The 21,023-nt window shown below is 62.4% G+C and carries 19 protein-coding genes; 3 read left to right on the top strand and 16 right to left on the bottom strand.

Annotated elements, in window-relative coordinates:
* Nucleotides 1-202 precede the first annotated feature (202 nt).
* The 6 genes from DWW51_RS04750 to DWW51_RS04725 all read right to left on the bottom strand — a co-directional run bounded on the left by DWW51_RS04750 (nt 203) and on the right by DWW51_RS04725 (nt 5,988).
* Nucleotides 203-1,609 (bottom strand): polysaccharide deacetylase family protein, encoded by a 1,407-nt coding sequence (locus tag DWW51_RS04750; RefSeq protein ID WP_231501574.1) that lies wholly within the window; start codon nt 1,607-1,609, stop codon nt 203-205.
* Between the two features lie 72 nt (nt 1,610-1,681).
* A complete protein-coding gene (locus DWW51_RS04745; RefSeq protein WP_117773686.1) occupies nt 1,682-2,437 on the bottom strand; it encodes a PRC-barrel domain containing protein in 756 nt (251 codons plus the stop codon).
* Nucleotides 2,437-2,826, bottom strand: a complete 390-nt coding sequence (locus DWW51_RS04740; RefSeq protein ID WP_099432470.1) for a YtxH domain-containing protein — start codon at nt 2,824-2,826, stop codon at nt 2,437-2,439. Before DWW51_RS04740 ends, DWW51_RS04745 begins: the two co-directional genes overlap by 1 nt.
* A 136-nt stretch (nt 2,827-2,962) precedes the next feature.
* On the bottom strand, nt 2,963-3,796 hold the full coding sequence (locus DWW51_RS10370; RefSeq protein ID WP_231501573.1) for a hypothetical protein: 834 nt from the start codon (nt 3,794-3,796) through the stop codon (nt 2,963-2,965).
* 24 nt (nt 3,797-3,820) lie between these two features.
* Nucleotides 3,821-5,194, bottom strand: a complete 1,374-nt coding sequence (locus tag DWW51_RS04730) for a hemolysin family protein (protein WP_117773685.1) — start codon at nt 5,192-5,194, stop codon at nt 3,821-3,823.
* A gap of 110 nt (nt 5,195-5,304) precedes the next feature.
* A complete protein-coding gene (locus DWW51_RS04725) occupies nt 5,305-5,988 on the bottom strand; it encodes a hemolysin III family protein (RefSeq protein ID WP_197032173.1) in 684 nt (227 codons plus the stop codon).
* Nucleotides 5,989-6,174: 186 nt separating this feature from the next.
* Between DWW51_RS04725 and DWW51_RS04720 the strand changes: the two genes are divergently transcribed.
* Complete coding sequence (locus DWW51_RS04720) at nt 6,175-7,140, top strand: alpha/beta hydrolase (RefSeq protein ID WP_117773684.1); 966 nt, start codon at nt 6,175-6,177, stop codon at nt 7,138-7,140.
* Nucleotides 7,141-7,271: 131 nt separating this feature from the next.
* On the opposite strand, the gene DWW51_RS04715 is transcribed toward DWW51_RS04720, so the two are convergent.
* From DWW51_RS04715 to DWW51_RS04690, 6 genes are all read right to left on the bottom strand, one after another.
* Nucleotides 7,272-8,477 carry a DUF362 domain-containing protein gene (locus DWW51_RS04715; RefSeq protein WP_117773683.1) on the bottom strand — a complete coding sequence of 402 codons (1,206 nt, stop codon included), beginning with the start codon at nt 8,475-8,477 and terminating at the stop codon, nt 7,272-7,274.
* 286 nt (nt 8,478-8,763) lie between these two features.
* A complete protein-coding gene (locus tag DWW51_RS04710) occupies nt 8,764-11,430 on the bottom strand; it encodes an ABC transporter permease (protein WP_117773682.1) in 2,667 nt (888 codons plus the stop codon).
* A gap of 8 nt (nt 11,431-11,438) precedes the next feature.
* Entirely contained in the window at nt 11,439-12,152 is a 714-nt protein-coding gene (locus tag DWW51_RS04705; protein WP_117773681.1) for an ABC transporter ATP-binding protein, read from the bottom strand.
* Between the two features lie 240 nt (nt 12,153-12,392).
* Nucleotides 12,393-13,598, bottom strand: a complete 1,206-nt coding sequence (locus tag DWW51_RS04700; RefSeq protein ID WP_117637170.1) for an ABC transporter permease — start codon at nt 13,596-13,598, stop codon at nt 12,393-12,395.
* Complete coding sequence (locus DWW51_RS04695; protein WP_117766270.1) at nt 13,585-14,772, bottom strand: ABC transporter permease; 1,188 nt, start codon at nt 14,770-14,772, stop codon at nt 13,585-13,587. Before DWW51_RS04695 ends, DWW51_RS04700 begins: the two co-directional genes overlap by 14 nt.
* 9 nt (nt 14,773-14,781) lie before the next feature.
* Nucleotides 14,782-15,720, bottom strand: a complete 939-nt coding sequence (locus DWW51_RS04690; RefSeq protein WP_117773693.1) for an ABC transporter ATP-binding protein — start codon at nt 15,718-15,720, stop codon at nt 14,782-14,784.
* Nucleotides 15,721-15,931: 211 nt separating this feature from the next.
* Between DWW51_RS04690 and DWW51_RS04685 the strand changes: the two genes are divergently transcribed.
* Nucleotides 15,932-17,077 (top strand): sensor histidine kinase, encoded by a 1,146-nt coding sequence (locus tag DWW51_RS04685; protein WP_117778699.1) that lies wholly within the window; start codon nt 15,932-15,934, stop codon nt 17,075-17,077.
* Nucleotides 17,074-17,703 carry a response regulator transcription factor gene (locus tag DWW51_RS04680; RefSeq protein WP_117766276.1) on the top strand — a complete coding sequence of 210 codons (630 nt, stop codon included), beginning with the start codon at nt 17,074-17,076 and terminating at the stop codon, nt 17,701-17,703. The genes DWW51_RS04685 and DWW51_RS04680 overlap by 4 nt, the downstream gene beginning before the upstream one ends.
* A 580-nt stretch (nt 17,704-18,283) precedes the next feature.
* Here DWW51_RS04680 and DWW51_RS04670 read toward each other — a convergent pair.
* The 4 genes from DWW51_RS04670 to DWW51_RS04655 are packed head-to-tail and all read right to left on the bottom strand — an operon-like array spanning nt 18,284 to nt 21,018.
* Nucleotides 18,284-18,625 (bottom strand): 4Fe-4S dicluster domain-containing protein, encoded by a 342-nt coding sequence (locus tag DWW51_RS04670; RefSeq protein WP_117773679.1) that lies wholly within the window; start codon nt 18,623-18,625, stop codon nt 18,284-18,286.
* Nucleotides 18,626-18,632: 7 nt separating this feature from the next.
* Entirely contained in the window at nt 18,633-19,721 is a 1,089-nt protein-coding gene (locus tag DWW51_RS04665) for a nickel-dependent hydrogenase large subunit (RefSeq protein ID WP_117773678.1), read from the bottom strand.
* Between the two features lie 5 nt (nt 19,722-19,726).
* Nucleotides 19,727-20,443, bottom strand: a complete 717-nt coding sequence (locus DWW51_RS04660) for an NADH-quinone oxidoreductase subunit C (RefSeq protein WP_117773677.1) — start codon at nt 20,441-20,443, stop codon at nt 19,727-19,729.
* The gene (locus DWW51_RS04655; protein WP_117773676.1) at nt 20,443-21,018 is read right to left on the bottom strand and encodes an NADH-quinone oxidoreductase subunit B family protein; all 576 of its coding nucleotides are present in this window, start codon (nt 21,016-21,018) and stop codon (nt 20,443-20,445) included. Before DWW51_RS04655 ends, DWW51_RS04660 begins: the two co-directional genes overlap by 1 nt.
* Nucleotides 21,019-21,023 lie beyond the last annotated feature (5 nt).

The following is a 21,023-nucleotide window of genomic DNA, read 5'->3' as shown; positions in this document are numbered from 1 at the left end:
CACCTGCATGGGGTCATCGACTGTATGGTCGAGGTTTGGATTTCACCTGTAACCTTTCTCTTGACCCTCATTAACCGCAGTAACTATAGCATCAGCATCGCCCTGCGGCATCGAATTTATGCGCTGCACATTGCAGGCATACCAAACGCTGACGTATCCGTGACATAGCCATTGGGGACGTTCTTAAACGACTACCCAATGACTACTCTGTGGTGTCATCGTCCTCGGCAAGTTGGGGGAACACGGCGCCCTTGGGCATGGTGACCTTCGTCAGCGAGGTGAGCTTTTTGCTCAGCGACGTGTCCGTCTTGACCAGGTCGCTGAGCGTCACGATCTTGTAGCCGTCGGCAATGAGGCCGTCGATAATCTGCGGCAGCGCCTCGAGCGTCTGCTCGGCGCATTCGTCTCTATCGGTGAGCAGCACGATATTGCCCGGCGTCACCGAATCGAGCACCGTCGAGACCTGCTCGTCGGCACCGTTGAGCAGCCAGTCGCCCGAGTCAATATTCCACGAGACCACGGCGGAGACCAGGTCCATCGCATCAATCCAGTTTTGCTCGTCAAAGGCAGCGTAGGGAGCACGCAGCAGCATCGTCTTCACGCCGGTCGCCGACTTAATCGCATCGGTGCCTTTCGTGATCCGCTCGCGTACCGCCTCACGGTCCTGACCCTTGAGCGAATCGTCGCTGTAGCTGTTGGATCCGATTTCGCACCCGGCATCGACAATCGCCTTGGCCGTGGCGGACGAGGCCTCGACCGCATCGCCCGAAAGGAAGAACGTCGCGGTGACCCCCTTTTCCTTGAGTACCTGCAAAATCTGCTTGGTCGCTCCGCTCGGGCCCTCATCAAACGTCAGCGCCACGTACTTTTCGTTGCCCTTGGGCGCCACGCTCGCGCACGCAACGATGCAATCGGTAGCGGGCACAACCTCGCCGCGGTCCTGCGTCTTACCCGATTGCTCGCCGACCCACACCTCGGAGCGGCCCTGGACACCCCACGTCTGCACATACTCGATAGCGCCCGTACCCTCGACCTTGAGCTTGGGCTCGATAACCGTAGCCTGAACCTCGTGCTTCTCGTAGGTGTTACGGCCATCCTTGACCGTCACCTTCTCGCCACCCTCAAGTTCGCGGCTATCCCATTTGCCCTGCTTCACGCGCTTGCCGTCGACCTTCACCGACAGCTTTTCGCCCCCATGGCGCTTGAGCACGCTGTCATCGACGGCCAGCAGGTCGCCTGCGTCGTAGGTGTCAGTCAACTCCTGGTCGTCGATGAGATTCTGCAGCGTAGAGCCCACACGCACCGCTGTCTTCTGGCCGTTGAGCTCCACGTCCACACTGCGGTTGACGTAGCCCACGACGGCAGCGATAAACAGCACGAGCGCGCAACCCACGGCGATGAGCGCGTAGGGCAGGCGAGACGAACGACGGGGTGTGCGGCTGTTGCCGATGCGCGCGCTGCGATCGCTAAAGCCGCGGCTATGGTTGAGATACATCGCGCCGGGCTTACGGTGACGGCGGCGCTGACCGCTGGGCAGCTGCCCCAGGTCGCGGCGCGCCGTCGGACGCGCGCCCGAACGCCCGTTTAAGTTGGATCCGTTTTGGCGCATGTGCCCTCCCCCATAAACACAGCAAGCCGGAGCAACAGGTCTCCGGCTTGCCTCCCATCATTTGGTACGTCGCTATTTTGTAGCTTTTGACGAGCCTCCGCTCGCCTTTTGGTATTCGTCCTTAAAGGCCTTGAACATACCGCGCGTCTTGCCGAGCTGCTTGCCCAGTGCGCGGCTGCCCTTGTCCACGGCGACCGATCCCTTGTCATCGAGCACCTTGGCGCCCTTTTTGACCTTGTCGCCCACCACGACGCTGGCCTCGGCGGCCTTGGCAGCCGCACCGCCCGAATACCCGAGCGACTTGACCTCGTCCGAGACGACCATCGCGCCGTTCTCGTAGCCGCGCAGCATCGTCGGCGGCACCTGCGTGTCACCAACCAAAACACTCGAAGCAGCACCGGCGGTCACATAGAATGCCTGCACGATGCCCGAGCGCGGCTTGAACTCAACGTCCGAGCAATAGCCCACGACGTCGCCCGATTCCGTGCGCACGTCCATACCGACCCAGATGATGCAATCGTCCAGGTTGATGTCGAGGCGCTTGGCGGCGGCGGCATCGTACGTGTCCTTGACGTCATCGACCGCAATGGCGCCCTCGTAGACACCAATGGCGTCGAGCGCTACGAATCGATCGGGACGCTCGATCATGCCCGCGATATCGGACTGGCGGACCATAAAGCCGACCACGCGCGTACCGCCCGGGGTAAAGACCGGAAAGTGAATCTTTCCGAGCTTTTTAGGGCTGCGCGGCGTGCCGTCCTTTTTGGTGCGCTTGTCCTCGGTAGGCTTGCGATAGATCTTGGCGCCGGCAAAATCCCCGGCGCGCATTATGCCTCGGTCGAGGGCTCCGCAGCCTCGGTATCAGCCTCGACGGCGTTCTCGACCACGACGTCGGCGGCAGGCGTCACGTTGCCGCCCGAAATGGCGTCGTTGAGCTGCTCGCGCAGCTGGTCCATGCGCTCGCGGGCCAGGTCGACCTTGGCGCGCAGGTCGTCGGTCTTGGCGTCGACCATCGGGCCAAAGTCATTCACCGCGGCACGGGCCTCCTCGGCGCTGTGCTCGTAGGTGTCGCGCATATTGTCCCAGGCGTCGTTGGCGATATCGGCAGCCATGGCGCGGGTTTCGGCGCCCGAGCGCGGGGCCAGAGCAACACCGATAATAGCGCCGGCAGCGGCACCAAAAAGTGCGCCGGAGACAAAGCTGAAAGTCTTACCCATGATCATTCCTCTCCTGCGGGCACGTCGGTGCCCACCGTTTGAATGCTGTCCATTATACCCGCAGCGCATCACTTGCCGCTCCGCTCATCTGCGTACGGCAAAGGCGCAGGTACGTGATGGTGATAAACGCGTAGGCCTACTCCTGAGGCATAGCCGGCATGGCCACCGTGGCACCCGGGTCCTCGCCGGCGCCGTCCACGAGTGGCAGGCCGCCCTCATGCGCAGGTCCTGCCGGAACCGTCGCCGCACCGCCAAAGACGGCAGCGGAGGCCTCGTGGTTCTCGGCAACCGCGCCCTCGGTATCAATCGCCACCTGGGGCTCGTCGTCAAAGTTGGGGACGCCCTGGGGCTCGGTGGGAACGGGCTCGGCGGTCGCATCGGCAACGGGCTCGGCGTCGACCGACACATCGCCCTCGTCAGCGCCCTCGTCCTCGGCAGCATCTTCGCCGTTCGCGGCGGCGACGGCCTCGTGAGGATCCTTGCCCTCGGCCTCGGCGCGCATGCCCAGCACCAGGTTGCGCAGGCCCGCGACCGTGCCTTCCACGTCGGGGGCAGGCTGGTCGGCGTGCAGGTACGCCCAGTCCATCATAAAGGTGGCCGACGACAGCGCACCGATGGCCAGTGCGTCGTCGGGACACGAAAGCTCGACCTCAAAGACACGCTCGTCATGCTCGCTTACGCGCGTGCGGCCGCACGAGATGCTACCGGCAAGACCGGTCTCGTTCATGAGCTCGACCGTCACGTGCTCAAGCAGGTGGCAGAGCTCGGTCTGACCCATGCAGTCCTGGAACTCGCGGCCGGAATCGCCCAGGCACAGGTGCTTGGCAATCGCGGGCACCAGGTAGTACACGCGCGCCGTGGCCTCGATATCCTCCGAGGTCATGAGCGGCATGCCGGGGTTCACCAGCACGTGCGCGCAAATCTTGTCCTCGCTGACGGTGACCTTAAGGATGTTGAACAGGCCTGCCATAACTCTCCCCTACTCGTCCTTGCCCTACTCGTCGCCGTCGTGCGGGTCCGCAGGGCCCGCACCCGACGTCGCCGGCTTCTCTGCCGAGGACTCGGAATCCTTCTTATCGGTTTCGGCCGGAGCGATCACGCGAATGAGCGAGATGCGCTGGCCGCGCATCGACTGCACTTTAAACTTGTACCCCGCGACCTCAAACACCTCTCCGATGTCGGGCACCGAGTCGCAAAGCTCCAAAATCCAGCCGGCGATGGTCTCATAATCATCGCTTTCCTCGAGCGGCCAACCAAGCTCAATCGCGTCATCGCACGAAAAACGCCCATCGACGAGCCACTCGCGGCGCGAAAGGCGCGTGAGGTACTTGTTGTCGGGGTCGAACTCGTCCTCGATCTCGCCCACGATCTCCTCGACGATGTCCTCGATGGTAATGATGCCGGCCGTGCCGCCGTACTCATCCACGACGACCACGATCTGGTCGTGCGAGGTCTGCATCTCGGACAGCAGCGGCAGGATGTCCTTGGTGTCGGGCACAAAGGTGGCGTCGCGCAAAAAGCCGGCGATGGGCTGGTCGCCCTTGCCGTCGAGCGCGGGCTGGATCAGGTCTTTGATGTGCGCGATGCCCGCGACGTTGTCGGGGTCCTCGTGATAGACGGGGATGCGGCTGAAGCCGGTCTGGCGCATGGTGGACAACACGTCGGCGACCGTCTCGTCGTCCTCGCACATGGTGGTGTCCACGCGCGGCACCATGACCTCGCGGGCAACGGTGTCGCCCAGGTCAAAGATCTCGTGGATCATACGCTTTTCCTCGTCGAGCAGGTCGTCCTGCTCCGAGACCATGTACTTGATCTCTTCTTCCGAGACATTCTGACGGTCGTCGGCACTCTTGATGCGCAGGATGCGGGCCAGGCCATCGGAGCAAGCGCCAGTCAGCCACACGAGCGGACGGGCGATCTTTTGGAAAAACGACAACGGTCCCACGACCTGCTTGGACACGCCCTCGGCATTGGCCAGGCCGATGCGCTTGGGGACGAGCTCGCCGATCACGATGGATACGAAGGCGACCGCGACGGTGATGATGACCGGCGCCAGGCCGCGCGCGATGGCGGAGAGCGGCGCGATGCCAAAGCTCATGAGCCACGTGGCGAGCGGGTCGGACAGACTCGTCGAGGCGACGGCGGACGAGGCGAAGCCCACGAGCGTAATGGCAACCTGGATGGTGGCGAGCAGCTGGTCGGAGTCGGCAGCCAGCTTAATGGCACGCTCGGCGCGCTTGTCGCCTTCCTCGGCCTCGTGCTCCAGCACGGCGCGCTTGGCCGTGGTGAGCGCCATCTCGGACATAGAGAAGTAGCCGTTGATGAGGGTCAAAACGAGGGTAGTGATAAGGGAGATGGTTATGTCCATCGGGAGTTTCTCGAACCTCCAAGATTCGGGACGTCAGGTCAAAACGTTGATGACGGATACGGCAATTGCACCGGCGCCCAAACGAGGACGCGGGCGCGCAGGCGTGGTCGCTAAATTACGAAGAGAATCACCGCCATGAACTGGAAGATGCTGCCGGCGAGCACCCACAGGTGAAACACACTATGCAGATAGCGCACGTTTTTGGCGATGTAGAACGGCACGCCCACGGTATAGCACACGCCGCCGACAGCGAGCAGGGCAAGTGCCACGGGGTTGAGCAGCGACACGAGCTCGGGCAGCTTAAAGACAACGAGCCAGCCCATCAGCAGGTAGACCAGGCCGCTTACCCAGTGCGGCTGGCGCTCGCGCATAAAGCACTCGAGGGCGATGCCGATAATGGCGATGGCCCATACGGCGAAGAACAGCGCAGCGCCGCCGTCGTTTGCGAGCGTGATGAGGCAAAACGGCGTATAGCTGCCGGCTATGAGCAGGTAGATGCAGCTGTGGTCGATGATGCGAAACACGCGCTTGGCGCGCGCGGGTTGAATCGCATGGTAGAGCGTGGAGGCTAGGTATTCGAGGATGATGCTGACGCCATAGACAATTGCCGCGGCCATGTGGGCCGGGCCACCGCCGCGCAGTGCAGCGAATACGATCAGGAGCACCAGACCCGCAATACCCAGCAAGCAGCCGACACCATGGGTGACGGAGTTCATAATCTCCTCGCCCACCGTGTAGTGCGGAACGGCCGCGGCCTTGGGTCGCGGCTTGGAACTGTCGCTCGAATCGGACATGCCGGTTACATCCTCCAACGTAAAGAGTTCTCAACACTATATCAAAGCGTCTGGGTGCGTGCGAAATTTGCACCATACGTGACCCTTTGTTTACCCATTCTTTGCCTGTTGACGCATCAACGGTGAACGTCCATAATGCGCTTGCATTAAATGTTGATGTATTAACATCTTATAGGAAAGCTTCTTATGTCTCAAAACGCACGTTCCCATCGAAAGCTCAAGATAGCCGGCGTCGTTGCGCTGGTGCTCGTTGTCGCGCTGCTGGGGTTTGCCGGCAACTTCTTGTTCGACTTTGCCCTGAATCCCCAAGCGCCCTACACCATGAAGATGATGCAGGACGGCAAGGACGGCAAAAAGGGCGAGCAGATGGATGCCGAGGCAGTCGAGGCGCGGGCATGGTTTAAAGAAAACCGCGAGAGTAGCAGCCTCACCGCAGATGACGGAACCGAACTTGCCGCCTGGTATTTTGCCGCCCCAGAGAGCACGCACAATTACGCTATCTGCCTACACGGATACACCGATGAGCCCATCGGTATGGCCCGATACGCCAAGAGATTCCACGACCGCGGCATGAACGTGCTCGCACCTGCCGCCCGCGCCCACGAGCGTTCCGGCGGTGACTACATCGGCATGGGCTGGCCCGAGCGACTCGATGTCGTCGCGTGGATCGGGCGGATCGTTGCGGCCGATCCCAAGGCGCGCATCCTGGTCTTTGGCGAGTCGATGGGCGCGGCGACGGCCATGAATGTCGCGGGGGAATCTCTGCCCGCAAATGTGAAATGCATTATCGAGGACTGCGGCTACACGAGCGTCTGGGACGAGTTTTCTCTGCAGCTCAAGGACGTGTTCGGCCTGCCCAGCTTTCCCTTGCTCGATGTAGCAAACTTGGTGTGCAACGTGCGCGCGGGCTACGACTTCCATAAGGCAAGCAGCGTGGATCAACTCAAACGTGCAACAGTTCCCATGCTTTTTATCCACGGTGACCAAGACACCTTTGTACCGTACAGCATGCTCGACCAAAACTACGAGGCGTGCGCCAGCAAGGTTAAACAGAAGCTCACTATCCACGGCGCCACCCACGCCAAGAGCGCGCAAGTCGACCCCGAGCTCTACTGGAATACGGTCGACAACTTCCTCGACAAGCATTTTTAGGCAAATAGTACGGTTTACTGGTCTATCTGACCCCTAGCACTTCCGAAAAACCGCCCGTGGGCGCTGTGCTCACGGGCGGCTTTTGCTCGACTTACGCCACAGAGGCGCTTGTTTTGTCCAATAGCTAGGCGCTATTTGACCTCGATGAGCTCGTACTTGCTCGTGCCCAGGCCGATCTTCTCGGCATGCGCGATGCACGCGCGCCAGTCGGTGTCGGGATGCGTGATGCAGAAGGGATCCTTGGCCTGCTCGCCCTCCAGATGCTCGTGATTATGCTCCATCTTGGCCGCGCTGTCGGTAAGCTCGGTGTTAGGCAGCGGCTCGGACGCCAGGACGGCGTCGGCGCAGGCCTGGTCGATGGCGACCGGGTCGAAGCTCGCGAACATGCCGATGTCGTTGACGATGGGCGTGTCATTCTCGGGATGGCAGTCGCAGTTGGGGCTGATGTCCATGGCGAGCGAGATGTGGAAGCTCGGGCGGCCGTCGACGATGGCCTTGGTGTACTCAGCGATCTTGTAGTTGAGTACGTCGGCCGCGGCATCATAGTCGGGCTTGATGCAGTCTTGGTTGCACGCCGCAATGCAGCGTCCGCAGCCCACGCAGCGATCGTGGTCGATGGCAGCCACATGAACCGTGCGAGTGCTGCCGTTGGCAAGCTCGCGCTCACGCGTACCGTCAAACGTGATGGCGCTGTGCGCGCATATCTTCTCGCAGGCACGGCAGCCAACGCAGTTGGTGGTATCGACGCTCGGCTTGCCAGCGGCGTGCTGCTCCATCTTGCCGGCACGGCTACCGCCGCCCATACCCAGGTTCTTCATGGCGCCGCCAAAGCCGGCCTGCTCATGGCCCTTAAAGTGGGTGAGGCTAATCACGATGTCGGCATCCATGAGTGCCTGGCCGATCTTTGCCTCGCGCACGTACTCGCCGCCCTCGACCGGGACGAGCGCCTCGTCGGTGCCCTTGAGGCCGTCGGCGATGATGATCTGGCAGCCCGTGGCGTACGGGGTAAAGCCGTTCTGGTAGGCGGTGTCGATGTGCTCGAGCGCATTTTTGCGGCTACCCACATAGAGCGTGTTGCAGTCGGTAAGGAAGGGCTTGCCGCCCAGCTCCTTCACGACGTCCGCGACGGCTCGGGCGTAGTTGGGGCGCAAAAAGCTCAGGTTGCCCAGCTCACCAAAGTGAATCTTGATGGCGACAAACTTGTTCTCAAAGTCGATCCGCTCGATACCAGCGCGGCGGATGAGGCGCTTGAGCTTGTCGAGCTGGCTCTCGCGAGCATGCGTGCGCAGGTTGGTGAAGTACACCTTTGCCGGTGCTGCGGGTGCGGTTGCGGTCATAGATCTATCCCCTCGGTCTATATGGCATTACAGACATAGAGGATGGTACCCGTTAAAGTAGGGTCGAAGTCAAGCGCAACGCCGAGTCGTTGGGCACTCATTGGGGACAGACTTAAATGACTGAAACCACTCATTGGGGACAGACTTAAATGAGTGCCTCGCCACCTGGCAGCTAGGGACGTTCCCTTCCGGCAGTTAGGGACAGTCCTTGCCAGCCCGGCCAGCGAGCCGGCGAATCGTCAAAGACTGTCCCCGATGACCAGTCATTTAAGAACGTCCCCGATGACTACTCTTGCACCTTGAGGGCCTCGGCTAGGCTGACGCGCTTGATAGAGCGCGTGTGCAGCAGCGCCACGACCAGGTAGGTCGCAAAGCCAATGCCGACGCATGCAGCCATGGACCAAGCGGGCACGTAGATCTCGATATTGCCGTTGTAGGCGAGCAGCATCGAGCGGAAGATGGCCGTGAGCGAGCCAATAATGACCGGCAGGCTCAGCACGAGCGACGCCGCCACGCACAGCGTGATCGAGCGGATGTACAGATGCGAGATCTCACTATCGCGATAGCCAAAGACTTTCATGTAGCTGATCGAACGGGCGCTGTGGTCGATCACCGCTTTGGTCAGCAGGTACATAAACAGCAGGAAGATAAACACCGCGAGCCCGACCATCATGCCGATCATTTTGCTCATCATGCCGATGAACTGGTCACCCACGGCGCGCATGTCGTCGGGCGTGGTGTCGCCGGCAAAGTAGCGCGCGTCGAGGTCGAGCTTCTCGTCGCTCACATAGCCGTTAAAGTAGGCGGCGTCGTTGTCGAACAACTCGTTAAAGTCGTCGATACTCATATAGATGTTCATGTCCGACTTGGAGCCCCAGGCACAGTCCTTGCCCGCGTACTCAAAGGAATAATGCTCACCCTCGTACTTGTCGCTGAGCGTGACCTTCTGGCCCTCGCTCCAGCCAAACTTATCGAGCAGACCGCCGCCAAAGACGACGCGGCCATCGCCGATGTTGAGGCCCTTCCAGTAGCGCGAATCGGACGAGATGCCGTAGACAGAAATCGTCTCCTCGCCATTGCCGTCGCCACGGTCGTACTGCAGCTGGTGAACGGCATATTTCTCGGCCTGCGCGATTGCGCCCGCGCCGTTGTCGGTCGAATTGACCGGGTGGATATCGTCGTTGTCAGTGTCGATCTTAGAGGCCTTGTCGATCAGATCGATGGCCTCATCGCGGTTGCAGCCGAGGGCATCGGCAAGATCGTCAAGGCGCGCGTAGAGCGCATCCTTCTTGTCCTTGACCTTAGCAAGCGCATCCTGCGCTGCAGTCAGGCTCTCGGCAGACGGAGATGCGGTCGCGGCATCGGCTGCCGTCTGCGCGGCATCGGCCGCGTCGTCAAGCTCGTCATCGGCATCCTGAGCGGCAGAAAGCAGCGCGCCGTCAACCGACTGCAAGCGCTCGAGTGCCGACCATTGCTCGCGCTCCTCGGCAGTGCCCTCGAGCTCTAGCGGAGCCTTGAGTGTGTACTGGTGCTCGGCGACCAGGCTCGTCTCCAGGTTGTCCGCATAGTGCGTCATCGTGGGCAGAATCGCCAGGCCAAAGAGCAAAAGCAGCGACCCAAACGCGATGCCCACGAAGAGCGTGGCGAAGTTGCCCAGGTTGCGCAGGAAAACGCGCAGACGGAAGCGGGAGACAAAGCCCATGCGTTCCGGCAGCTGCAGACCGCGCTTGGTACCCGACTTACCGCTCGCCTCGTGACGAAGGAACTGCAACGGCGTCTTGCCCATTTTGCGGAGCAGGCCCACCAGCGTAATGAGGATGAGCGCGGCGGCGGGAACCACAGCGCACTTCACGAAGATCTCCCAGCTCCAGTACACCTGGAAGGGAGGCAGGCTATACGAACCGTAATAGAGGCCGCGCATGGGCTCGGTAAAGAACGCGACGCCGAGCGCGGTGCCCAAAAGCGCCGCGAGCACGCCCACGATGGCGGGAAGCGCGAGGTAGTGCAGCACGATCTCGCGGCGGCGATAGCCGCTGGCGAGCAGCGTGCCGATGATGGCGCTCTCCTCCTCGATGGTAGCGTCGGTGAGCACCACAAAGACAAATGCCATGATCACGATGATGATGTCGAGCAACGTCATCCACATCATGGAGTCGCCGTCCACGTCGTCGCGCGCATAGCCAATGCCCTGATTGGAATCGGCATCGATCAGATCGTCCACGCGCGCATCGGCATCGGTCAGCGCCTCGACCATATCCTGCTCCGCATCGATGCGATCCGCGGTGGGGAGGTCGCGATCGGTAAAGGTAAAGGAGTAGGTGTAGGCAGGCGCGCCGCCGGCGTCCTCAAGCGCGGCAAAGCCGGCGTCGGTGACCTCGGCCACGCCGTACGTGATGGTGTTCACCGTAAAGTCCGAATTGTCGAGGAACAGCGCCTGGCTATCGGGCTGGGTCATGATGCCGCAGATGGTGTAGGTGCGGCCCTCAAGCTCGACCTTATCACCCACGGCGAGGTCGTTGTTGGTGGCGAAGACACGGTCGATTGCCACCTCATCGTCCGTCTTGGGCTGCCTGCCTTCGCAGTAGGACGCAATGTCAACCTTGGTGCGATGCGCGTAGGTGCGCAGGGTGCGCTTGGTGCCGTCGTCGCCAGCCGCCTTTTTGATGATGGCGTCGATGGAGAAATTCTTGTAGAACGTAACGCCGCCGACGTCCTCAGCCGCGTCTTCGGCAGCCTTGAGCTGATCTTTGGTGGCCTCGAAGGAGGTAGTCACGCGGCCGTCCTCAATCGTGTAGTCGTCGCGCATGTCGTCAATGAGGCAGCCGATGGAATGCGCCGCGAGCAAAAAGCCCGACGTGAGGGCGATGCTTCCGCACATAAGCAAAAAGATGCCCAGGTACTTGCCGATATTGCGGCGCAGCTCGCGCGGGAGACGTTTTGCGAGAGGTGTCATGGCGCCGCCTACCAATCGAGCTCGGCGGCCGCGACGGGCGACTCGTTGAGCTCGTCCTCGACGATGCGCCCGTCGCGCAGGCGCAGCACGCGATTTGCCATGCGCGCGATGGCGGCATTGTGGGTGACAATGATGATGGTGCAGCCGTAAGTGCGGTTGACGTCCTCCATGAGCTGCAAGATTTCCTTGGATGTCTTGTAGTCGAGCGCGCCCGTGGGCTCGTCGCACAGCAGCAGGCCCGGGTTTTTGACGAGCGCACGACCGATGGCGCAGCGCTGCTGCTGGCCGCCCGAGACCTGGCGCGGAAACTTGTTGCGGTGCTCGTAGAGGCCCAGCGAACGCAGCAGATCGTCGACATTGAGCGGGTTTTTGGACAGGTGTGCCGTGACCTCGATGTTTTCCTTGATGGTAAGGTCGGGCACCAGGTTGTAGAACTGGAAGACAAAGCCCAGCTCGCGGCGTCGGTACTCGCCCAGATCGGCGGGCTTGAGCGCCGTGAGATCGCAGCCGTCCACCATGATGGAGCCGCCGTCGGCATCCTCCAGGCCGCCGATCAGGTTGAGAAAGGTCGACTTGCCCGAGCCCGAGGGCCCCAGCATGACGCAGATCTCGCCGCGGTTGATGGACGTGTCGATGCCGTCGAGTACCGTCAGGCGCGCATCGCCGTCGCCGTAGTGTTTCTTGAGTCCGTTGACCTGGACGTAGGCACGCTTTGTCGCCATGCTATCCCCCGTTGTTAGCCTTCTGCTACTTTTCTAGGCTAATAGTAAACCCGGGCGAACTATTTTTAAGCGACGTGCGCGAACTATTTTCCAACCTACTCATTGGGGACAGACTTAAATGAGTGAAATCGCTCATTTAAGTCTGTCCCCAATGAGTGGTCCCCAAGTGCCGACATATTGGGACAGTCCCTGCCAGCCCTGCCGGCGGATCGGCAAAGATTGTCCCCAATGACTAGGTGGCTAGACGCTGGATTTGTTGTGGGCGAGGGCTAGGCCTACGGCGGCGATGGCGGCGGCGAAGAGCACCGTGACGCCCAGGTCGCAGGCGATGTCGTCCAGCGCGGCAGACGTCAGGTCAGAGGTAAGCGCCTTGCCGATCGCGTCGTTCACCCAATACGTCGGCACAAAGTGCGCCACCGTCTGCACGGCCGAACCCATCAGCGACAGCGGCATCCAGGCGCCACCCAAAAACGTCATGAGCATGCCGAGTAAGTTGCCCACACCGTTGAGCAGCTCCTCGCGCGCACCCAGGCTCGACAGCATAAAGCCAACAGCCAGCGGCGTGCACGCCAGGGCAAACGTTGCCGCCAGCGCTAGGCACACGCGACCCACGCCGACCTCGGCAACCGCGCTGGCAAAGCCCACGACGCCCATCATGCTCGACACGAGCCAGATGCAGACGGCGAGCACGGCGGCGGCCGCGAACACAGCGAGCGAACGCTGGCGCTCAGAGACCGGGCTGGCATCCATGCGGCGCACGCGCTCGGGCTCGTTCATGCCCGAAAACACCAGTCCCACCGACACGATGACCGACGAGATGATCGCGTACGCGCCAAAGTTGAAGTACGACTCGAGCGTGGTAGCAGCAGTCGAGTCGACCTTGACCTGCTCGATCTGGACCTCCGCGCGCTTTGCGGCCGCGTGCTCGGCGGCCCTTGCGACGTCACCGTTGGAGGCAGCGGGTTCAAGCGCCGCCGCAGCGCCCGCGAGCGAGATCCAGCGCGAGGCCTCGGCGGACGAAAGCGCCGCCGCCATGGTGCCGGAACCATAGGTCACGTCGAGCTTGGGCAGGGCCTCCCCCGCACGGGCGGCTGCAACAAGATCGTCCTCAAACCCCTCCGGGATAAAGAACACGCAATCGGCACTGCCCTTGGCGCTGTTGCTCTTGGAGAGCGCGTCGGCAAGGTCGTATGTGTCGTCGCCGACGCCCGTGACCAGGTCAAAGCGTGAGCCCAGGTGCTTGGTAAGCGCCCGCGAAAGGTCGCTATTGTCGCGGTCGACCACGATCACGTTGGTGTCGTAGGGCTTGTACTCGGTAAGCTGCGACGAGTTCCAGCTCACCGAAGCCGCGATGAATACGCCCATGAGCGAGATGAACACCGTATAGATGAGCAGGTAGAACGGGTGCGCCAGCGCCATGCGAAGCGCGGTCTTAAAGGTGCTCATAGCGGCTCCTTCCAAAGATCAGCGTAGCGGCGGCGACAAACACCAGGGCCATCAGGACGAGCGCGCCGGCGCGAACAGCGAAGGGCCCCAGGTCCTCAAAGAAATACAGGCGATTGAACATGTCGCAGATGAGCTTGACGGGGTTGAGCCAGCACTCGACCGGACAAGCGCGGGCGACGTCGTCGGCAAGCGCCATCGCCGGCTCGCCGTAGAGGCCGGCAAACAGGGCGCACGTGGTGGCAAAGCCCGTGAGGATGCCCGACTTGGATGCCTTGCCGCCCTTAACGGGAAGCGTGCCCACAAAAAGCCCCAGGCCCGTGGCGGCAAGCGCGGATGCAGCCCCGCCCAGCAGGCACAACCCCTCGCGCCCGCCAAAGTCGACGCCCACGACCAGGCGCACGTAGCCGATCGCAACCGCCATCGATGCAAAGGAAACCAGCCACGAGCCGACAAAAATGCCGGCCAGCGACGCCGTCTTGGAAAGACCGCCCACGCAGCGGCGCGCGCCAAGGCCCGACAGATTAGGCTGCAAATCGACGACGCTCAAGGCGGCAAACTCGGCAGACATCATCGCGACCAGGCCAAAAAGCGCGTAATAGTAGATGACCGTGCCATCGGGCGTGGCACGAGTCAGGCTCATGCGGCGGGTTCCGCCCTCGAGCGACAGGGCGTGCGCAACCGCCGCCGGATCGGCGAGCGCCGCCGGGTTGTCCTGGGCAATCTGGCGCATGAGCTCGACATTTTGCGTATACGAGCTTGCCACCGTTTCAAGGATGCTGCGGTCGGTGAGCACCGACGAGGCGCGCGAGCTGTCGTAACTCGACAGCAGCGTGAGCCTGGGCGTGCCCGCGGCATCAACCGTATAGATGCCCGCGACCTCGCCGGACTTGAGCGCACGGTTCGCGGCGTCCACATCCTCGCACTCGTGGATCTCGAGCAGCTGATCGTTGTCTTCCTTGGCAAGCGACGTCGCCACGCCCTTAAAGGTCGAAGCGTCCCAAGCCTCGTCCGCCACGACGGCAACCGGCACCGGGTCGATCTTGCCGTCGGAGCTGAGGTTAGCAAACATAAACATGAACATCGTGGAAAGTGCGACGGGAAAGAGAGCACCCCAGACCCACGTGCTCGGCCGGCGCAGCAGCGTCTTGACCGTAGTGATGATGGTGTTGAACATGGCTGCCCCCTAGTCGCGCAGCTCGCGGCCGGTGATCTCGAGGAACACGTCGTTGAGGGTCGGCGGTTCGCTCCACACGCGGCCGAGCGCCACGTCGGCAGCACGCAGCGTGTCGAGGATGTCGACCAGATTGTGCGGACTCGCCTCGCAGGTGCAGACGAGCTCGCCGCCGGACAGCTCGACCGAAAGCACGTGCTCGAGGGCGCGCAGTCGCTCGACCGTGGCGGCCTCGACGGCACCGACCTCAACAGTCACGCGCTCGCCCATCTGGATCATGCGCTTAAGCTCGTCGTTGGTGCCCTGCGCCAGCACGCGGCCGCCGTCCATGATCATGATGCGGCTGCAGATCTGCTCGACCTCCTCCATGTAATGGCTGGTATACACCACCGTAGCGCCCTCGTCGCGCAGGCGGCAGATGCCCTCCAGGATGGCGTTGCGGCTCTGGGGGTCGACCGCCACCGTGGGCTCGTCAAAGAAGATGAGCTCGGGCTTGTGTGCGATGCCGCAGGCAATGTTGAGGCGGCGCGCCAGTCCGCCCGAAAGCTTGCCGGGACGAAACTTGGTAAAGTCGCCCAGCCCGACAAAGTCGATCGCCTCGTCCACCAGCGCGCGGCGGCGCTTGCGGTCGTTAACGTAGAGGCTGCAGAAATAGTCGATGTTCTCGCGCACCGTGAGCTCGTCAAACACCGCCACCTGCTGCGGCACCACGCCGATGCGGCGCTTGAGGTCGTAGCGGGCGGGCGTCATGGGCTCGCCGAACAGCTCGATGGTGCCTTTGTCGTAGGCGAGCAGCTGCAGGATACAGTTGATGGACGTGGTCTTGCCCGAGCCGTTGGGGCCCAGCAGGCCAAAGATCTCGCCGGGGGCGATGCTCAGGTTAAAGTGGTCGAGCGCAATAAGATCGTCATAGCGCTTGACGAGGTTTTCGACATGGACGATGTCTGTCATGAGGCGGCCCTTCTGTTGGTCGTGGCCCGGTACGATTTCATCATCGCAGGAGCGGGCGGCGCGCACCAGTGAGCTTTGTCACGAGTGAGGGGGGGCGGAGGCGAAACCCCCGCTCGCGCGAGCGATCGACGCCGATTTGCCGCGCGGGAGGAATGTCACGGTTGCCCCGGGCGGCCCCTCCACCACGCGCGGCTTCGCGTACAATACCCGTATGAACAGGCTTTTCGACAAATCGATTGTGCTGGCGTGCTGTATCGCAGCCGCTCTGGGCCTTGCTGTGGACGCTCGCCTGGTCGCGGCGTTTTGCCTTGGCGTTATTGCCACCTCGCTGGCTGAGCTCGCGCAGGGGAAAAGCGCCCGGCGCGCGAGCGAGACCGCGAGCTGCGCTTACATCATCGCGGCTGTCTTCGTGCCGCCGTTTGTGCCGTTTGCGCCTCTCGCCCTCTATGACATCGCGCGGCGGGTGCGCCGTGAGCACGCCTGGGCCGCGCTGGGCATTGGCGCCACCTTTGTCTTTGCGCTTGTCGCGGACCTTCGCACCGACGCGCTCACCGCCCGAACGCTCCTGCTGACTGCCATCCTTTCGGTTGCCGCTACCTTGCTATCGCTGCGCACCGCCCAGTTGGAACGCGAGCAGCAGCGCATGCGCCGCACCCGCGACGAGCTGCAGGAACGAGCCCTCGCGCTCGAAGCGCGCAACCGCGATCTTGCCGATCGCCAGGACTACGAAGTCGAGCTCGCGACGCTCGCCGAACGCGCCCGCATCGCGCGCGAGATCCACGATAACGTCGGGCACCAGCTCACGCGTACCTCGCTGCAGACCGAGGCCCTGTGCATAGTCCACGCCGATGAACCCGGCGTCGCCGCCGATTTCGCCGACGTCAAGCACACCGTTGACGAGGCGCTCCAGCTTGTGCGCACCAGCGTCCACGCGCTCAACGACAACGCCGTCGATCTTTCCGTGCAGCTCGAACGCATTGTTGAAGGCGCACGCTCGGACGGCGGCCCGCAGATTGAGCTTGAAGTTATGACCGAACATGCGCCCGCAAACGTCGCCAACTGCTTTGCGGCGGTCCTGCGCGAGGCGCTATCCAACACCATGCGCCACGCCCGCGCGCAAAACGTTGCTGTGCGATGCATGGAGCATCCATCGTTTTACCAGCTCATCGTTACCGACGATGGCATGGGCGGGACCCAGACGGGCGGTCGCGGCGCCGCCGAGGGCATGGGGCTCGGCTCCATGCGCGAGCGCGTCGAGGCGCTTGGCGGCACCTTCACCGCCGGCCCGCGCGCCGGCGTCGGCGGCTGGCGCGTGTTTGCCACCGTCCCCAAACAGCAAGGAGATGAGGCCCGATGAGGCTCATTGTTGTCGACGACGACCGCCTAGTGGTCGATTCGCTCAAGATTATCCTGGGCGCCCAGCCGCAGATCGAGGTAGTGGGCACCGGCGCCAACGGCAACGACGCGGTTTCGCTCTATGCCGAACACGCACCCGATATTGCACTGCTCGACATTCAGATGCCGGGACGCGACGGCCTATCGGCGGCGCGCGAGATCCTCGAGCGCGACCCTGCGGCGCGCGTGGTGTTTCTGACAACATTCTCGGATGACGAGTACATTGTGTCGGCGCTCAAGCTGGGCGCCCGCGGCTACCTGATCAAAACCGATGTCGCCGCTATTCCACCGGCGTTGGCGCAGGTCATGGACGGCAAACGCGTGCTCGAGGGCAAGGCGATCGAGGACATCGATTTTGACGGGACAGGCGCCGATGCCAGCACGCCTCGCCGACCCGCCGCCTTTGCCAGCCTGACCGACCGTGAGTTCGAAGTCGCCGAGCTCATCGCCCGCGGCCTCGATAACAAGGAGATTGCCGCCGCCGCTTACATGGGCGAAGGCACGGTGCGCAACCACATCAGCTCGATCCTTGCCAAAATGGGCCTACGCAACCGCACGCAGATCGCCATCGCCTACCTGCGAGGGTAATTACCCAACAACCGACCACCCCGGCATAGCAAAATGGCTGCTATCGATTTAATGCCATTTCAAAACTATGTCGGTTTACTACGATGAATCGCCCACCTTCGACCACGGCAAATTGCGCGCTTCCAAAACCGCAGGTAGAACGCTTGCGATATTTAGAAAAATGCAGTCATGGTCGGGAATGTCGAGTTCATCGTAGTAAACCGGCATAGTTTTGTTCGGGCGGCCCTGCACGAGCGCCTCCGCAAGCCTCGCGAGACCAAAATGATCCGTTTTCCTCCGTTCCCAAGGGATCAGCTGGAACCGCTCGCCACGAAACCTGCCCATCTACTACGTTTGACTCGATACCCCCGACCATACCCCCGTTTTCCGGAAAACCGCAGGCGTTCTACCTGCGGTTTTGTTTTCACATTTTTTGCCGTGGTTGGGGATTGGCGCCCAAAAGTAGTAAATGGGCCCATTTCGTGGCAGGCGGGTCATTTTCGGGCTGGACGGGTCGCGTGGCGGCCCGCACACGCGTTCACGCGCGGGGCCGGTGGGGCATTTTTGCCCCACCGGCCCCTATTCCAGTTCTATTCCAGCGCTATTCCGGTTTGGTTTCTACTGTGGGAGTCTTGTCCGCTGCGACTGGAGTGCGGGCGGTGTCCATAGTCAGGCAGTGCTTGGGGCAGCTCTCGATGCACTCACCGCACACCACGCAGGCATACGGGTCAATCGACCACGTTCCGCCCTTGCGATCGACCGCAAGTGCACCCGCCGGGCAACGGCGCGCGCACATGCCGCAGCAGATGCACACGTCCATATCGTTGACGATATGCCCGCGCAGGCGCTCGGGTGCCGCGAGCTTCTCCTGCGGATAGCGCACCGTTACCGGCTGCTTGACCATAGAACCCAAGGCCGTCTTGGCAAATGTCAGCAAACTCATGCCGTGCCTACCTTTCCGTGCAGCTAATGCAGGGGTCGATGGTCAGGATAATCATGGGCACGTTGGCAATGAGCACGCCCTGCAGCGCATGCGTCAGACCCGCCAGATTTTGCGACGTCGGCGTGCGCACGCGAAAACGGTCCAAGTTCTTGGTGCCGTTGCCGCGCACATAGTAATACGCCTCGCCGCGCGGCTGCTCAATCACAACCTCGCCGCGCGCGCCGTCGGCTGGCGTAAGCTTGGTGCGCCCACCGATACCGTCGTGCGGAATCTTGCCCACAAGCTCCTTGATGATGTCCATAGCCTGCGTGACCTCGGCGCAACGCACCTGGCAGCGGGCATAGCAGTCGCCATCGGTAGCGACAATTGGCTCAAACGCAGCCAGATCCGCATAGGCGCCGTCGCCAAACATGCGCACGTCATAGTCCACGCCCGAGGCGCGCCCAAACGGGCCGACCATCGAAAGCTCCAGCGCGTCCTTCTTGCTGATCACGCCCACGCCATGCAGACGCTCGCCGCAGCTGTCGTCGTCCAAAAACGTATGCACCAGGGCCTCGTAGTCGGGGCGCATGGCGTCGAGCGTCTGGACAATGCCCGCCAGCTCGGAGTCCTCGATATCGTGCTTAAGGCCGCCGATCTCGTTAATCGACAGAATCACACGCCCGCCGCACGTGCGCTCAAAGATCTTGAGAATCTGCTCGCGCAGGGTCCACGACCGATAGAACAGCGCCTCAAAACCAAAGGCGTCGGCGAGCAGGCCCAGCCACAGCAGATGCGAGTGGATGCGCGAAAGCTCGTGCAGAATGGTGCGAATATACTGCACGCGGCCGGGCACCTCGATGTCGAGCATGCGTTCGCAGGCGCTGGCATAGCCGCAGCTGTGGCCCACGGCGCAAATGCCGCAGATGCGCTCGGCGATGTAGCCAAACTGATGCATATCGCGCTTTTCGGTGAGCTTCTCGAGCCCGCGGTGCACAAAGCCGATCTGCGGAATTGCCTCGATGACGCGGTCGTCCTCGATCACCAGGTCCAGATGAAGCGGCTCGGGCAGCACCGGGTGCTGCGGGCCAAACGGAATAACGGAGCGATGTGCCATGGGCCTTACGCCTCCTCTTTCTGCTTGTCGCGGGCGGCCTTGGCGGCAAGCGCCGCGCGGACCTTGGCCGCTTTCTCGGGATCCATGGCGGCGAGCTTTGCCTCCATCTCGGCGGCCTTGAGCGCGGCCTTCGCAGCAGCCTCATCGTGCTGAGCATCGGAGCCGGTTGCCGCAGCGGGCTGAGCAGAGGCGCCCGCAGCATCGCCAGCGCCCACAACGCCCTCCCCCGCAGCGGCCGCAGCCGCGGCGGCCTTCTCGGCCGCGGCTTTGCGCGCCTTGGCCTCGGCAGCCGCGCGGACCTTCATGGCCTTCTCGCGCGCAGCCTTCACCTCGGGCGTGATAACGCTCATGGGCTCGGCAGTCGAAACCTGGTAGAAAAAGCCTTTAAAGTCGATCTGCATGTCGGTGATGGCAAGCCCAAACAGGTCGTGCGCTTCGTTCTCAAACGGAAATACCGCCGGATAGTACGAGCTGATGGACGGAATCTCCTGGTACTGATCGATGCCCTTGACCACCAGGCTCTCAATCGCATAGCTGCCGTCCTGCGCAATATGCTTCTGAGCAGCACGAACGTTGATAAACGTATAGACCAAGCGATACGAGCCGTCGTCGACGCTGCGCTCGGCGTGCATTTGCACAAAGCGTGCACCGACGCCCTTAAGCGCCTGGACATGCGACAGGAGCTCGTCGATCCCGACGGTGGTATAGATAGCCTTTTGCATTACTCGGCCTCCTTTGCAGCGGCGGGCGTGGCGGACTTCCCGGCGGTCGCGTCGCCGGCCCCCGCAGCTGCCACAAACCCGTCCTCGCCCAGCTCAACACCACCGTCCCAGGTAGCGGCACCGCCCACGGTAAGCGGATCGCCGCCGGCGCGCATCACGGCCTCCTTCTGGTCCAGGATGCCGCACGCCTCCACGATGGCATCGATCATGGTCTCGGGGCGAATGGCACACCCGGGCGCGTACACGTCCACGGGGATTGCGCGGTCCACGCCGCCGATCACGTTATAGGCATCGCGGAATACGCCGCCCGAACACGCGCAGATGCCGCAGGCCACCACGCACTTGGGCTCGAGCATCTGGTTGTAGATCTGGCGCACGACGGGCAGGTTCTGGGCATTGACCGACCCCGTCACCAAAAAGATATCCGCATGCTTGGGGTTGCCGGTGTTGACCACGCCAAAGCGCTCCGCGTCGAACAGTGGCGTGAGCGAAGCAAGCACCTCGATATCGCATCCGTTGCAGCTCGAGCCGTCGTAATGAATAACCCACGGCGAGCGCGACATTTTATGATCCATGGATG

Source organism: Collinsella sp. AF15-51, assembly GCF_003462845.1.
Taxonomy (GTDB): Bacteria; Actinomycetota; Coriobacteriia; order Coriobacteriales; family Coriobacteriaceae; genus Collinsella.
The sequence above is the reverse complement of the archived record's forward strand: the minus strand, read 5'-3'. Positions and strand labels throughout refer to the sequence as shown.

Bases quoted from the DNA above. Each gene is read 5' to 3' on its own strand.
- DWW51_RS04740 (WP_099432470.1), bottom strand. From the start codon at position 2,826: ATGGGTAAGACTTTCAGCTTTGTCTCCGGCGCACTTTTTGGTGCCGCT.
- DWW51_RS04690 (WP_117773693.1), bottom strand. From the start codon at position 15,720: ATGACAGACATCGTCCATGTCGAAAACCTCGTCAAGCGCTATGACGAT.
- DWW51_RS04750 (WP_231501574.1), bottom strand. From the start codon at position 1,609: ATGCGCCAAAACGGATCCAACTTAAACGGGCGTTCGGGCGCGCGTCCG.
- DWW51_RS04730 (WP_117773685.1), bottom strand. From the start codon at position 5,194: ATGGACATAACCATCTCCCTTATCACTACCCTCGTTTTGACCCTCATC.
- DWW51_RS04685 (WP_117778699.1), top strand. From the start codon at position 15,932: ATGAACAGGCTTTTCGACAAATCGATTGTGCTGGCGTGCTGTATCGCA.
- DWW51_RS04660 (WP_117773677.1), bottom strand. From the start codon at position 20,443: ATGCAAAAGGCTATCTATACCACCGTCGGGATCGACGAGCTCCTGTCG.
- DWW51_RS04655 (WP_117773676.1), bottom strand. From the start codon at position 21,018: ATGGATCATAAAATGTCGCGCTCGCCGTGGGTTATTCATTACGACGGC.
- DWW51_RS04695 (WP_117766270.1), bottom strand. From the start codon at position 14,772: ATGTTCAACACCATCATCACTACGGTCAAGACGCTGCTGCGCCGGCCG.
- DWW51_RS04700 (WP_117637170.1), bottom strand. From the start codon at position 13,598: ATGAGCACCTTTAAGACCGCGCTTCGCATGGCGCTGGCGCACCCGTTC.
- DWW51_RS04720 (WP_117773684.1), top strand. From the start codon at position 6,175: ATGTCTCAAAACGCACGTTCCCATCGAAAGCTCAAGATAGCCGGCGTC.
- DWW51_RS04665 (WP_117773678.1), bottom strand. From the start codon at position 19,721: ATGGCACATCGCTCCGTTATTCCGTTTGGCCCGCAGCACCCGGTGCTG.
- DWW51_RS04715 (WP_117773683.1), bottom strand. From the start codon at position 8,477: ATGACCGCAACCGCACCCGCAGCACCGGCAAAGGTGTACTTCACCAAC.
- DWW51_RS04745 (WP_117773686.1), bottom strand. From the start codon at position 2,437: ATGCGCGCCGGGGATTTTGCCGGCGCCAAGATCTATCGCAAGCCTACC.
- DWW51_RS04670 (WP_117773679.1), bottom strand. From the start codon at position 18,625: ATGAGTTTGCTGACATTTGCCAAGACGGCCTTGGGTTCTATGGTCAAG.
- DWW51_RS10370 (WP_231501573.1), bottom strand. From the start codon at position 3,796: ATGGCAGGCCTGTTCAACATCCTTAAGGTCACCGTCAGCGAGGACAAG.
- DWW51_RS04710 (WP_117773682.1), bottom strand. From the start codon at position 11,430: ATGACACCTCTCGCAAAACGTCTCCCGCGCGAGCTGCGCCGCAATATC.
- DWW51_RS04680 (WP_117766276.1), top strand. From the start codon at position 17,074: ATGAGGCTCATTGTTGTCGACGACGACCGCCTAGTGGTCGATTCGCTC.
- DWW51_RS04725 (WP_197032173.1), bottom strand. From the start codon at position 5,988: ATGTCCGATTCGAGCGACAGTTCCAAGCCGCGACCCAAGGCCGCGGCC.
- DWW51_RS04705 (WP_117773681.1), bottom strand. From the start codon at position 12,152: ATGGCGACAAAGCGTGCCTACGTCCAGGTCAACGGACTCAAGAAACAC.